This is a genomic window from Paenibacillus sp. FSL H7-0714 (genome assembly GCF_038003765.1).
GTDB lineage: Bacteria > Bacillota > Bacilli > Paenibacillales > Paenibacillaceae > Paenibacillus_AQ.
Genome location: NZ_JBBOPT010000001.1, coordinates 6,493,292 through 6,507,041 on the forward strand (window position 1 = coordinate 6,493,292; position 13,750 = coordinate 6,507,041).

General features: G+C 35.9%; 12 protein-coding genes. All 12 read right to left on the reverse strand.

The window, feature by feature from the left end; genetic code table 11:
* Positions 1 to 107: 107 nt before the first annotated feature.
* Positions 108 to 1,130, reverse strand: coding sequence for a glycosyltransferase family 2 protein (locus NST34_RS29330; RefSeq protein WP_341129252.1), 1,023 nt, complete (start codon positions 1,128 to 1,130; stop codon positions 108 to 110).
* A gap of 118 nt (positions 1,131 to 1,248) precedes the next feature.
* Entirely contained in the window at positions 1,249 to 2,112 is an 864-nt protein-coding gene (gene rfbD / locus NST34_RS29335) for a dTDP-4-dehydrorhamnose reductase (protein ID WP_341129609.1), read from the reverse strand.
* A gap of 8 nt (positions 2,113 to 2,120) precedes the next feature.
* Entirely contained in the window at positions 2,121 to 3,143 is a 1,023-nt protein-coding gene (gene rfbB / locus NST34_RS29340) for a dTDP-glucose 4,6-dehydratase (RefSeq protein ID WP_042192239.1), read from the reverse strand.
* A 35-nt stretch (positions 3,144 to 3,178) separates the two neighbouring features.
* The gene (rfbC, locus tag NST34_RS29345) at positions 3,179 to 3,730 is read right to left on the reverse strand and encodes a dTDP-4-dehydrorhamnose 3,5-epimerase (protein WP_341129253.1); all 552 of its coding nucleotides are present in this window, start codon (positions 3,728 to 3,730) and stop codon (positions 3,179 to 3,181) included.
* Between the two features lie 20 nt (positions 3,731 to 3,750).
* On the reverse strand, positions 3,751 to 4,494 hold the full coding sequence (locus NST34_RS29350) for a sugar phosphate nucleotidyltransferase (protein ID WP_042192244.1): 744 nt from the start codon (positions 4,492 to 4,494) through the stop codon (positions 3,751 to 3,753).
* Positions 4,495 to 4,512: 18 nt separating this feature from the next.
* Positions 4,513 to 4,896, reverse strand: coding sequence for a GtrA family protein (locus NST34_RS29355; RefSeq protein ID WP_341129254.1), 384 nt, complete (start codon positions 4,894 to 4,896; stop codon positions 4,513 to 4,515).
* Positions 4,893 to 5,837, reverse strand: a complete 945-nt coding sequence (locus NST34_RS29360) for a glycosyltransferase family 2 protein (protein WP_341129255.1) — start codon at positions 5,835 to 5,837, stop codon at positions 4,893 to 4,895. Before NST34_RS29360 ends, NST34_RS29355 begins: the two co-directional genes overlap by 4 nt.
* A 24-nt stretch (positions 5,838 to 5,861) precedes the next feature.
* Positions 5,862 to 7,232 carry a DUF6056 family protein gene (locus tag NST34_RS29365; protein WP_341129256.1) on the reverse strand — a complete coding sequence of 457 codons (1,371 nt, stop codon included), beginning with the start codon at positions 7,230 to 7,232 and terminating at the stop codon, positions 5,862 to 5,864.
* Complete coding sequence (locus NST34_RS29370) at positions 7,225 to 9,585, reverse strand: glycosyltransferase family 2 protein (RefSeq protein WP_341129257.1); 2,361 nt, start codon at positions 9,583 to 9,585, stop codon at positions 7,225 to 7,227. The genes NST34_RS29365 and NST34_RS29370 overlap by 8 nt, the downstream gene beginning before the upstream one ends.
* Positions 9,586 to 9,599: 14 nt before the next feature.
* Positions 9,600 to 11,231 carry a methyltransferase domain-containing protein gene (locus tag NST34_RS29375; protein ID WP_341129258.1) on the reverse strand — a complete coding sequence of 544 codons (1,632 nt, stop codon included), beginning with the start codon at positions 11,229 to 11,231 and terminating at the stop codon, positions 9,600 to 9,602.
* Positions 11,228 to 12,445, reverse strand: a complete 1,218-nt coding sequence (locus NST34_RS29380) for an ABC transporter ATP-binding protein (protein WP_341129259.1) — start codon at positions 12,443 to 12,445, stop codon at positions 11,228 to 11,230. The genes NST34_RS29375 and NST34_RS29380 overlap by 4 nt, the downstream gene beginning before the upstream one ends.
* Positions 12,446 to 12,456: 11 nt before the next feature.
* On the reverse strand, positions 12,457 to 13,623 hold the full coding sequence (locus tag NST34_RS29385; RefSeq protein WP_341129260.1) for an ABC transporter permease: 1,167 nt from the start codon (positions 13,621 to 13,623) through the stop codon (positions 12,457 to 12,459).
* Between the last annotated feature and the right edge of the window lie 127 nt (positions 13,624 to 13,750).

Consider the following 13,750-nt stretch of genomic DNA (forward strand, 5'->3'; position numbering starts at 1 on the left):
TCACTGCGTAACGCTCCTGACAAATATAGTAATCTACCGACAATAATTATAACATAAAACCTCCCTGAGAGGAGGTGACGTTTTAGGGAGGTTTTTCCAGATGTGGTTTAACTTTCGTGTTTCTTTCTCTCTTTTATCGCGGCTTGTATATACTCCCGCTTCTTTTTTAACGCAGGGAGCTGAGTAAAAAAGGATTTCCACGCTGTAATTAACTGTGGCTCTCTCAGAAGCATATAACCATGAGCTGCAATTTCATAGGGGAGAGAAATGAAGATTGTCTTCAGCATAATTCGAGTCGGTTCATTCTTGTAGATCATTTTGTAGCGGTTAATGTAAGATATTCGTCGGATGAACAACGGCTTAGTGTTACGACCAGACGTTTTCCAGCCACGTTCGTGATACCCGATCGCCTCAGCATCATAATATCCCTGCCAGCCGAATAACTCCGCCCTCCAAGCCACATCCACATCTTCCTTATAGGCAAAAAAGTCTGCATCAAAAAACTCGCCATCAACAATTATGTCGTTGATCATCCGTCGAGAATACATCGCAGCCGCTCCAGATACACCGAATACAGGACCCGATTGCGTCCATTGGTCAGCTGGCTCACCCGCACCGCGATCAAATGCACGGCGTGCTCTGTTCATTCGGAGACCTGTGCTGTCTACCAGCCCATGATCCGCCTTCAGCAAAAGCTTGCCTGTGGCGCTGCCGATCTGTGGATTATTCTCCATCTGTGTGATTAGTCTGGAGATATAGTCTGGAGCCAGCGTAAGGTCAGGGTTAAGGACGAGCACGTAATCTGTATTCGTGGCCGAAATGGCCTGGTTGTGGGCTGGGGCGAAGCCTGTGTTAAGCTCATTCTCCAGAAGGTCAATTGTTGGATATTGCTTTATCTCCCTTGCGGAGTTCATAGCTTCATGCCCCACCAAGAATGCAGCGGGTGAGTCCGAGTTAAACTGGTGATAGAACGTTCTGACCTTATCCGCCGAACCATCAGTTGAAGCGTTGTCCACTACGACAATTTTTTTGACCAAATAATCCTGTGCCATTACTGCCTCTATACAATCTATGATGTCGTCAGCACTGTTGTAGGTGACGATATGTACACTTACTGTTTTGTTATTCATGAGTATCCTCGACTTTGTAATTTCTTGTTAACTACACACTCCCTTCTTATTATAACGAAAGAATACAAAAAACTCCCGTATCGTTATAAACGATTTGGGAGTTTCAATTGCTACTATCTTATTCTTTTAGCTCTAAGAGGAAATCTCTCAGGCCCTCGCGCCAAGGTCGAATATCCTCAAATCCATTCGTACGTATCGACAGATGCTCCATCACCGAATTCCGAGGACGTGGTGCAGGTCTCGGGAACTGTTCTGTAGCACACGGTTCAAGCTTAGCGGTAAATTTCAAACCTAAAACTTCCTCAGCCTCTGCAAAAATTGCCTGTGTAAATTCAAACCAAGTACATGAGTCGCTATTTGACGCATGGTATACACCATACTTCTCAGTTTGGATAAGCTCTAACAAAAATCGAGCTAAATCGACTGTATAGGTAGGCGAACCTTTTTGGTCATCTACGACTTGAAGCAGTGGCTTTTCTTGACCAAGCTTCAGCATTGTTTTGACAAAGTTATTCCCGTATTTACCGTACACCCATGATGTGCGTACGATGAAATACTTAGAGGAAAGGGATTGAACTAACACTTCACCCGCACGTTTCGATTTACCATATATACTCTTAGGGTCTGTATTATCATACTCATGGTAAGGCTGTACTCCCAAACCATCAAATACATAATCCGTACTAATGTACACCAGCTTAGCTCCAGCTTTTTCAGAAGCTAGCGCTACGTTTCGACTGCCCGTTGCATTAATTAAATAAGCTGCATCGATGTCACTTTCTGCCGCATCTACTGCTGTATGCGCAGCACAATGAATGACAGCATCCGGTCCAAACTCACCAATAACCTGGATACACTGATCCAGATCGGTGATATCCATCTCTTGACGGTCGCAGCCCATCACTTGGTGACCATGATGCTGGAGTAGTAAAACAACATCCTGACCCAATTGTCCGGCCGCACCTGTAACAAGTACCTTCAGTTGAACCATTATAGAGATTCTCCCAAACGATCGCCATATTGTAATTCAGCGTACTTCTGGTATTCCCCAGATTGAATGCGAGTCCACCATTCGCGGTTATTGAGATACCATTGGATGGTTTCTTTAATACCTGTTTCAAACGTATGTTTCGGCTTCCAACCCAGTTCGTTCATAATCTTGGTAGGGTCAATGCCATAGCGGCGATCATGACCCGGACGGTCTTGAACATAAGTAATCAGTGAATCAGGTTTGCCAAGTTCCTGCAATACTGTGTTCACGATATGCACATTTGTACGTTCGTTATTGCCACCAATGTTGTATACTTCACCGTTCACGCCCTTGTGGATAACCAAATCAATCGCGCTGCAGTGATCCTCAACATACAACCAGTCACGGATATTCATCCCATCACCATATACAGGCAACGCTTGATCCGCAAGTGCGCGGGAGATCATAAGCGGAATAAGCTTCTCAGGGAATTGGTACGGGCCATAATTGTTCGAGCAGCGGGTAATGTTCACTGGCAGTCCGAATGTCTCATGGTATGCACGTACAAGCAAGTCGCCACCAGCTTTACTTGCCGAATATGGACTGTTCGGAGTCAAAGGAGTTTCTTCAGTAAACAAACCGGTTGCTCCAAGTGATCCGTATACCTCATCCGTAGAAACCTGAACGAATTTAGTAACACTGTATTTTTTCGCCGCATCCAAAAGTACTTGTGTTCCAAGCACGTTCGTCTTCACAAACACTTCTGGCTCCAAAATACTCCGATCCACATGCGATTCAGCCGCGAAATTTACCACTACATCAACACCTTGGCTAAACAAAGCATCCATTGCCTGTACATCTGTAATGTCTGCTTTTACGAACTTGTGGTTCGGATGATTTTCAATTGACTTCAAATTCTCCAAATTACCTGCATATGTCAACGCGTCTACGTTAACGATTTGATAATCAGGATGTTGTTGCAGCATGTATAATACAAAGTTGCTGCCGATAAAGCCGGCTCCGCCGGTAACTAGCAGTTTCATTTATAGCCCACCTTTTGTTCAATGAAATGTTATGTTTATAATTCGAAGTTAAGTTCCGCGTCCATCAGTACAGGATGACGTTGATCTTTATCCGATAATATCGGACTAGAAGTCGGCCAATCAATACCTAACGCTGGATCATTCCATAATATGCCGCGATCATTCTCAGGGGAATAATATTCGTCCACCTTGTATAACACTTGGGTATTAGGGACCAACGTGCAGAAGCCATGCGCGAAACCTTTAGGTACAAGCAGTTGGCGTTTGTTATATTCGCTAAGAATTACGCCAACCCACTGACCAAATGTTGGTGAATTACGACGGATATCGACGATAACATCATAAATAACACCGGATAAGACGCGGATTAATTTTGTTTGGGCTTTAGGGTTCAGTTGGTAGTGAAGACCTCGTAGGACACCGACCTCTGCGGAGAGGGACTGGTTGTCTTGAATGAAATTATAATTCAACCCGAGTTTATTCATTACTTCTTCGTTGTAGCTTTCCATGAAAAATCCACGGTTGTCGCCGTGGACTACAGGTTCTAAAATGCTCGCACCTTGTAGTTCTAAGGGTGTAACTTTCATATTGCAAACCTCCTTCACATCTAAAGTTTCAGTTTTCCGAATTCTTCACCAAATAGAAGGTCTTGCGCCAAGTTATGTGCTTTAGCTAATGAGGCATGTGTACCTGCATCTGTCCACCAACCTTGTAGAACATCAAAGGTCAATTCTCCACGTTTAATATATGCATTATTAACATCAGTAATCTCTAATTCTCCACGTGCAGAAGGTGTAATCGTTTTGATAATATTAAACACTTCACTATCGAACATATATATCCCTGTGACTGCATAGCCAGACTTGGGTTCACTAGGCTTCTCTTCGATAGACAATATCCGATTACCCTCTAATTCAGGCACACCAAAACGCTTAGGATCAGGAACTTCCTGAATCAGGATCTTAGCACCTGTCTTTTGCTCACGGAAATTACGTGCATAAGGAGCGATATCATCAGCAAACACGTTATCACCAAGGATAACGATCATTTGATCATCCCCGACGAATTGCTCTGCCAAGTCCAAAGCCTGCGCAATTCCGCCTGCCTCATCTTGTACTTTGTAAGTAAAGCAAACACCCATTTCATGTCCGCTACCTAATAGATTAACTACATCACCCATATGTTCTTTACCAGTAACGATCAGAATATCTGTTACATCAGCTTGCTTCAATTTATAAACGGAATGAAAAATCATTGGGTATTTGCCAACGGGAAGAAGATGTTTGTTTGTTACTTTCGTTAACGGATACAGGCGTGAGCCTGTACCACCTGCTAGGATTATGCCTTTCATTATGTTACCTCCAACTTTTTATTTGAATATTACTTTTTTACTAATCACATAATTCAATACTATTACGATTAAGTTAGTTATTACTTTTGATATCAGAATATTCATCGATAAATAGTTCACGAGTAATATCATGCTTACCAGATCAATAATATATGATAATATTCGAAGAACAAAAAATTGATTGAACTCCTTAAAAGTTGAATTACTTCTACTTTTGTTACTTTTAAAAACATATCTTCTATTAGTAATGAATGAAAATAATACCGAAAGAAACCAAGCAATTGTGGTTGATATTTTAAAATCAAAACCAACCTCACTAAAAAAATAAAAAACTGATAAATTAACTGCCGTTGTTAATACCCCGAAAATAATATAATTGAAGATTTCCCGGTAGTTCTTCATTCGGCCATCTTTTTAAAATCATTGTATTCATTAACAAAATATAAAGGTCGTTTTTTAGTTTCATTAAATATTCTTCCTAAATATTCTCCAATAACTCCTAAAGATAAGAGCTGTATTCCTCCCAAGAATAATACTACAGTCATTAATGATGGATAACCAGCCACGCTTTCACCATAAATTAGTGTCTTGAAGACAATCCACACTATATAGATAAAAGCAAATAATGAAATAGCAAATCCAAATAGGGCGGATATACGTAAAGGTTTAGTAGTAAAGGACGTAATTCCTTCAATAGCTAAATCAATTAACTTTATATAGTTCCACTTGGTCTTACCAGCTAATCTCGCATCTCTATCAAATAGAATTTCCTTCTTATTGAAACCAATCCAACTAAACATGCCCTTTGTATAGCGCTGAGTTTCTCGCATTTGTTTTAAAGCCTCAATGCACCTTCTATCTAACAAGCGAAAATCCCCAGTATTGGGTTGTATTGGAATACTTGAAAATTTTTGAAGCAGACTATAAAAGAGAGATGATGTCCATTTCTTGAACCATGTTTCTCCAGCTCTTGTTCTTCTCTTAGCATATACATCTTCAAATCCATCCTGCCAGTACTTAATCATTTCTGGTATTAATTCTGGTGGATCCTGTAGGTCTGCATCTATGATAATAACTGCATCACCTTTTGCATAATCAAAGCCAGCCATCATAGCAATTTCTTTTCCAAAATTCCTGGTCAAATCTACAAATGAAATTCTAGGATCTGATTTCCGCAATGCTTTAATTATACTCATTGTATTGTCTCTACTACCATCATTTACAAACAGAATTTCGAATTCGAACAAAGGCAAGCTATCAAAAACATCACAAAGTCTTTCATATAAAGGATAAAGCACTTCTTCTTCGTTATACGCAGGAATTAGAATTGTTATCTGATTCATTAAATATCTCCCAATTCTATTACTCTACAGTACAGGAGTGTAACCATGGATTACCCAACTGATAAAGAGTGTTAGTATATTAATTGTCGAAAAGGTACAAAAGATAACCCAAGTAACTTTAAAACTCAATAAATTGAATCTAATAAAGATATTAACAATAACTAACATAATCAAAACGCTAGCAACAGTTAGAACTCTACTCGCTGACGCATAGATTGTAGGTGAAACAAACATAACGACCATTGTAGCAATTGATGCTAATAAAGTTAAAATAACGAATAAACTTCTATCAGTAACAAGAAAAATAATGAAACTAAGTAACATATAATATAAAATCCAGAATATATAAGGAACAATAGCAACTAGAAAATCGAAATTCAGTCTCCAAATATGAGAGATTTCGTAGCCAAAATTAAATTTTTGTATAGCGGTGAAATCGTATAGTAAAGAAGTGGAACTACCCATAATTTTTGTAAATACAACAATTAAAAACATGCATGAAAAAACATACAATAAAGCACTTTGAATTAGTCTCATTTTGTCATATTTTTTATACATTACAACAATAGAAACTGTTGAAATCATTAATATTATATATTGCATTTCAAAGGTAGTTTTGTTAAATATCCAAATAACCCCGATATATATATGATCTTTAATAGATAATAAATCAAATCCTGGAAACCACGTAGCAGTTTCTGCAATATATCTTTTATCGTTGCCTGGAGCAAGAAATAGAATGAGAGCTCCCGTCACAAAGATAATTGTTAAGAACATTAATTTAATATCCCAACTCTTATTTGTAAAAAAAGAATGAAAGATTGAAATAACTGAAAAAGAGATCATACATAGGGCTACTTGTTCATTACTACAAGCTGATAGTAAACCAATAATACCACAAAGAACTAATCTGGTATTTCCTTTCGCAAATCTCCCTCTTAATGAATAGTCAGCAAATGGTATCATCGCAAATAACGCTCCACAGATAGGCCAAAGATAATTCATGGAACCAGTAATCCACAATAGACCAGAACTCATAATACTATGACTAAAAAAACCTAATAGGAGAATCGCTGCCAATATTTCCCGAAACTGAACTTTTTCTTTTATAATTCTCACAATTAAATAACCCAAAGAAACAATCATTCCTGTGTTTATTATTCTCCAAATCCATATCCTTCCATCCAAAAAGTAATATAACGCTGCTTCAGCTGGCATTCTTCCAGACCACTCATTATAACGAAATTTTAAATAGCTAAGAAAAGAAAACTGATCTGATACATCACTAAACCAAGTATCATCACCTGGGGCAACTTTAATTATTAAATGAAATGAATAGACACATATAAATAACACTGCTAATTTAATTATGTAGTGCTTATTTTTTTCAACCACTGTACTCTCCCTTTATTTGCATCTGTTTTGATATTTTCCTTCTATTCACTCCGATATTGTTATTATAAATACTTTGAGGTTCCCCAAGAGAAAAATCTTCTCTATCTTTTGTAAGATTCGGATTATAAGCAGGATCATTTTCAAGAATATTGGACCAATGTCTTTTTATCCAATTAATTTCCTTCAAGAACCGTTCCTGCTTTTCAGGAGTATCTTCGTAACCTCTACTCTTTGATTCATAATGGTATAGCTTTACATGAGGAAGCCACACATTATTGTACCCCTTGCTCCATACTTTTAGACAGAAATCAACATCATTAAATGCTACTTGTAACTCTTCCTCTAAGCCCCCCACTTCAAGAAATATTTCTTTGCGTATCATTAAACATGCTGCAGTAACCGCAGTGTAATTAGAAATTACTTTTAACCTCCTAAAGTATCCAGGATTCTCTGCGGGAAAATGCTTATGACTGTGACCTGCAACTCCCCCTAATCCAAGAACTACCCCACCATGCTGTAATAAATTGTCTGGATAATACAAACTTGCCCCAACTGCTCCGACCTCAGGACGAACAGCCTGTCCGACCATATCAGTCAACCAATTTTCAGATATCACTTCTACATCATTGTTCAATAAGAGTAGCAATTCACCCTTTGCTTTAGTCACACCGTAATTATTTAACTTAGAATAATTAAAAGGAATATCTAATGGCCATACTTTGAAACGCGACTTTTCTTTTGTCTCCCAATAACGATAAGCTTCAATTACTTCAGAATCATCGCTACCATTATCAATAATAAGAACTTCGAAATTTTCATAATTTGTCTTTTCAAAGATTGATTCCAGACAAGTTTGGAGAACAGTCACCATATTTTTCGTTGGGATTATAATTGAAACTTTAGGATTACCTACTGGCATATACCTAGTTAAATAAATGTTTGACTCATCTTCTATCGATTCAATTACCGCCTCAATTCCTCTTCTTTCAACTGCACTTTCAAGTGCTTTAAGACCAGCAATATGTGTATAATTTTTCGAACCAGTATTAGATGCTGTAGAATTAGGAATTGTTCTCCAATGATAAAGTATTTTGGGGATGTGGTAAATTTCATCTGTTAATTCAGAAACTCTTAGCATTAAGTCGTAATCTTGGCTACCTTCATAACCAGTTCGAAATCCCCCAAGCTTATCCACTAATATTTTCCGATACAATGTCAAATGACAAATATACATTTGAGACATCAATAAATCTGGAGACCAATCAGGCTTAAAATAAGGTGAAAAGCGTTCACCATCGGTTGAGATTTTATCTTCATCGCTATAAATAACATCAGCATCGGGGTTAATGTTTAAAAGACTTACGTTTTCATATAAAGCATCTGCGGTCAATTCATCGTCATGATCTAATAAGGCAATAAATTCACCTTTTGCTAGTTGTAAAGCGGAATTAGACGAGTTCGAAATGTGACCATTTTCCGTTCTGAATACTACCTTTATCCTAGAATCTTGCTCCTCATACTCCTGCAAAACCTTTCTAATGTGTTTTTTAGTTGAGGCATCATCAGAAATACATAATTCCCAATTGCTATAATATTGCTTAATAACGGAATCGATACATTTTCTAAGCCATACTTCATCCACATTATAAACCGGCAAAATAACAGAGATAAGGGGTTTGTAGGTGAACTGTTCAATCTTGTCCTTTATTCTTTCAATCTCAAAATCCATTAGTTTATTTTTTTCAATCCAGGATTCATATCCACTAACAACATTATTAGAGTTGATATCTAAATTCCTTTTAACTCTAAGCCATAATGAAGCAATCCCTTCATTTCTATATATACTTACTATTTTACTAAAAATCATACCAGGCTTTTTATACCCTATACCTCTTTGCTTAAGAAAATTTCGAAACGCGGAAACTACTACGGATACTCTGCTTATTCTTCTTATTTTTAAATCCCTAAATTCAAATTCCGATTTTCCTTCTCCCGGGTCAAGTCTAATTCCTTGTACTTTTGGAGGTATAAATAAAAACGTTTTATAATTCACATTTCCACTTGGTATCCCTGAGAAAGTTGCACTTCTCTCTTCGGAAAACCCCTCTCCATTATCCCAATATATTTTCAGAGGAATATATTTATCCGATTTAGAATTCCAGTACAACTTATTCCATCCACTCATCATATTCCCTTTCAGTATAAAGTATGGATCTTCGCCCAGAGAGCGCCAAGCTCCATCACCTCTCTCTACCAAATCATTAGCTGGAACTATACTTATTTTGTTCGTAATACCAAAAAAACCAATAATTAAGTACCATATATTTAATATTTTCCCGGACAAAAAAGACACCTGCTCTCTCCTCATTATTTACCTATTATTTTTTTGATTTTAGATACGTATCGCCATGATCTCGATCCATATATTTCTTGTAATTCTCGTTTTTTTTCTTCAAGCTGCTTTTTGTAATTAAGTATATCCTGAGATAATTGTTCGTTAAGGCTATTAGTTGCATCATTTAGCTTATTCAATTTTCCCACTAAAAGATTCAAATCTTCTAGCTGCACCATTAAATCATTATTTTTGAGAACCATTTCTTCATTATGACGATTTAACTCTAAATTACAGTGATTTAATTCTGCATTATACTGAATTAAATCAGCACTGTTCTTATTAAGATTTAAAATTTCCTCCTTGCACAAGCTTAATTCTTGGTGATGAGTCTCCTGCTTTTCGATTAATTTTTTCATTTCATTGGTCACATTGTCGATCATTGAGACTTTAAACTCATCTTCATTAATTTTTGTAATATTCATTCTTATATCCGTTACAGTTAATTGATTATTAAAATCAAGAATTACATAGGGATCATCATTATAAAAAACAAATAGATTATTATATTCAAAGTTATAATTCCCTCTTAAACTATACTTTTCATATGAAACTTTTTCTCCATCCTCTTTCGTGATGGAAATTTCGTTGAATCTAAATGCCCCCCTGAAATCGGAAGGATCTATTCGGATTGATTTCAGCCCCCCAAGATCAATTACTTTTTCGAAATGACATGTATCACTAACCACTTTTTCTCGAGTACTATTCATCTCATTAAAACCTTCACCATTATCCCAAAAGACTTGTATAAAATCAGCTTTACTTTTGTCTATAACAGTTTCAGTGCTTAATGAAGCTAAATTATAGAAAGTTCGTTCTAGAGCAGCTAGCTTGTTCATGATTCTATCTTTATCCGTACATTGCATTTCTTCCGAATCAGCTTTGGCCAGTTTAGAAAGACTGCAACCTTTAGCCACTATACAAATTTTCCTATAAGAATCATTTGTATAATCAAATTCAAAAATGTGTTGATTATAAAATCTATCGATCTCTTTTCTATAAACAGTCAACTTAGGATTTTGAGCGGTTATAAAATGAATAGCCATCATTCTCTCCCAAATATCTATATCACCGTGACTAATAATTTTGAACTCCATCTCTTTTGAGTTTAAATACTTGGTTAGCTTGTCTAAATCAGGCAATCCATTGGTCATATGTTCTTCGAGCCATATAAAATCCTTATTAAATATCGATTTATATAATGCATTAACACGTTTCTCAGCTTCATAAACTTTCGTAGAATGGAAAGGAGCAGTAATTACGAAAAAGTCTGAACTGACTCTATATAATTCACTTATAAACTTGATACGATCTTCATCTGCTATATGTTCAAATACATCTAACGCAACTACAATATCATAATAATTCTCGGGGAAATCCATTGAAGTAGCATCACCCAAAATATATTTTGGATTATTTTTTAAATTTTCTGGTAAAAGAATATCAAGATAGGTAATTTGATCATCAGGCAGAAATCCTTCTAAATTCTGATGTTCGTTAGCACCAACCTCTAAAATTTTAAAAACCTGTCCTGACTTCCTTAATGTATTAATAACATTGGTTACATTATTATATCTCTGAAATTGATCAAATAGGATATCAATCATTTCAAGACCTCCCACTTGTGGTTAATATAAACTAGTCCTTCAGAAAAATATTTATTAGTTATACTGAATGTTACAGCATTTTCCTTGTAATGAATATTTACAATACCCTCATTGTTAAATAATCCCACATCCAGACAAAATGTTCCTCCAAGCAATGGTAATTGAGGAATACAATAATTCACCTTATGCCGGCCCATTTTATTTGGAATTGTTATTTTTTCCAAAAAGGTATTAGGTCCAAAGATATACTCTCTCTTTGGAGTGTATATTGCAGCTCCCAGTAATAAATCATCAATAGTTTCTTCATATACTTCGTATTCTATTTCAACTATCAATTCATCAAATGTTCGGAATGTATTCTTGTTAATCTCTACTTTGGTTATTAATGCTAAGATATCTGGATTCGCTGGTAGAATAAAGTCGGGGTCAGATTTTGACTCTTGAATATCTCGTACATCAATTGTATCTTCTGAATATCCCAAATCATTTCTCATGAAATCTTCGTATAAATCTACCACTTCACTCGAATCACCCATAGCTTCTATCTTTCCATTTTTAATCCAAACCGCCTTGTTACAAAAACGTTTAACTTGCTCTGAAGCATGAGATACAAATAGGATTGTTGTTCCTCTAAGCTTCAAATCTTTCATTTTATCTATACATTTAGTTTGAAATCTTGTATCACCTACTGCTAATGCTTCATCCACAATTAAAATATCAGGTTCAACGTTAATTGAAACTGCAAATGCAAGCCTTGCAAACATACCGCTCGAGTATACCTTAACAGGTTGATCTATAAAATCACCTATATCTGCAAACTCAATAATAGAGTCTACCTTACCGTCCATTTTCTCACGGTTATATCCCATCATTAATCCGTTCAAATAAATATTTTCTCTTCCTGTATACTCAGGGTTAAAACCCGCCCCCAGCTCCAATATAGCGGAAATCTTACCATTCACATAAATATCACCACTAGTTGGAGTCAGAACTCCCGTAATCATTTTCAGAAGTGTAGACTTCCCTGACCCATTTCTACCCAAAATACCAAGAGCATCACCTTTTTCTACAGAAAAAGTTATCCCATCTAGAGCAATAAACTCTTTATGGTAGGTCTTCTTAGAAGGATGAATAGCCTCCTTTAACCTATCCGTAGGCTTATCATACAATTTATAAGATTTGAAAATATTTGTTATTTCGATGATTTTATCCATAATTACCACTCCTATAGTACATCAGAAAAATGAGGTCTTAGCTTTTTAAAAACTTTCAGACTGAAAGTAAACATAACTAAGCAAAACAGCCAAAAATATATCGTCTGATAAGGACGATCAAAGAAGAAGATATGGTCAATTAATGAGTCTCTGTATCCCTGAACTATATAAAACATAGGATTAAGTTTGAATACTCCAGCCCAAAAATCCGATAGCATGCTAACTGGCCATCCGATCGGAGTAAACCAGAATCCCATCTGTAATATTACAGCAATTATTTGATTCAAGTCCTTAAAGAAAAGGACTACTGCCGAAGTAAGGAAGGTTAGAGAAACTATTAAAACCACTAAACAAAAAACATAATATATTAATTGAAGACTATATATTGTTGGAAGATGACCATAGAAAGCATAGACAACAAATATAAAAACAATAAAGAACAGTTGGACAAAAAAAGCTGAGAATATTTTAACTAGAGGTAATAGCTCTATTTTAAAAACAACTTTTTTCACCAAATAGCTATATTCAGCGAAGGAGTTAGTTCCACTTGACAAAGCCTCAGAAAAGAAGAACCAAGGTATTATTCCAGCAATAAACCAAATTATAAAAGGTGTATCGCCAATATCTCCACTTCTTAAGCCAACCTGAAATACAAACCAGTATGTCGCTATAGTTAAAAGTGGATTTATAAATCCCCAAAGCACTCCTAAATATGATGAAGCGTATTTAGTTTTAAAATCATTTTTAGCTAAATTCATTATTAAAGTTCTATTTACAAAAAAGTCCCTACCGAATTTCAAAATTTGCTTTAATGATTTCCCTATGAAAAATGAAAATACAGCTACCAATAAACTAGTAATTATAGTTAATAATTGTAAACCTATGTTTATGTTATTAGTTGATTCTTGTAATAATAATTCCATATTAAAATGAAAGTATGGATCACTTCCGGTTGAACTGAGCACAAAGTGTTCGTTTTCGTCATAGTTGCCGATTTTTATTTGATTGAACTTCAAATCAGCCTCTTTAATATTCACAGTTACTTTGGAATTGCCAGATAAATATATGTCTTTAACGGAGATCTCATTTTCTCTTTTCCCAGGATCAATTCTGATAAATGAATATCCTTTTGGTATTTCATACTTTAAATTTTGCCATTCGCTCTGCTGGCTGTACATTAAGCTAGTTGAATTGGCTTCTGACCAACTATTCTCTGAGGTGGAAAAAAAGACTTGGTACTCATCTGATATTTCGGACTTTACAACCAAATGTAGGTACGTTTTAGTATTATCCTTAATGTAAAGA

Coding starts and splice junctions, on each gene's coding strand:
- NST34_RS29330 (WP_341129252.1), bottom strand. CDS start 1,130: ATGAATAACAAAACAGTAAGTGTACATATCGTCACCTACAACAGTGCT.
- rfbB (WP_042192239.1), bottom strand. CDS start 3,143: ATGAAACTGCTAGTTACCGGCGGAGCCGGCTTTATCGGCAGCAACTTT.
- rfbC (WP_341129253.1), bottom strand. CDS start 3,730: ATGAAAGTTACACCCTTAGAACTACAAGGTGCGAGCATTTTAGAACCT.
- NST34_RS29350 (WP_042192244.1), bottom strand. CDS start 4,494: ATGAAAGGCATAATCCTAGCAGGTGGTACAGGCTCACGCCTGTATCCG.
- NST34_RS29355 (WP_341129254.1), bottom strand. CDS start 4,896: ATGAAGAACTACCGGGAAATCTTCAATTATATTATTTTCGGGGTATTA.
- NST34_RS29360 (WP_341129255.1), bottom strand. CDS start 5,837: ATGAATCAGATAACAATTCTAATTCCTGCGTATAACGAAGAAGAAGTG.
- NST34_RS29375 (WP_341129258.1), bottom strand. CDS start 11,231: ATGATTGATATCCTATTTGATCAATTTCAGAGATATAATAATGTAACC.
- NST34_RS29380 (WP_341129259.1), bottom strand. CDS start 12,445: ATGGATAAAATCATCGAAATAACAAATATTTTCAAATCTTATAAATTG.
- NST34_RS29385 (WP_341129260.1), bottom strand. CDS start 13,623: ATGTACAGCCAGCAGAGCGAATGGCAAAATTTAAAGTATGAAATACCA.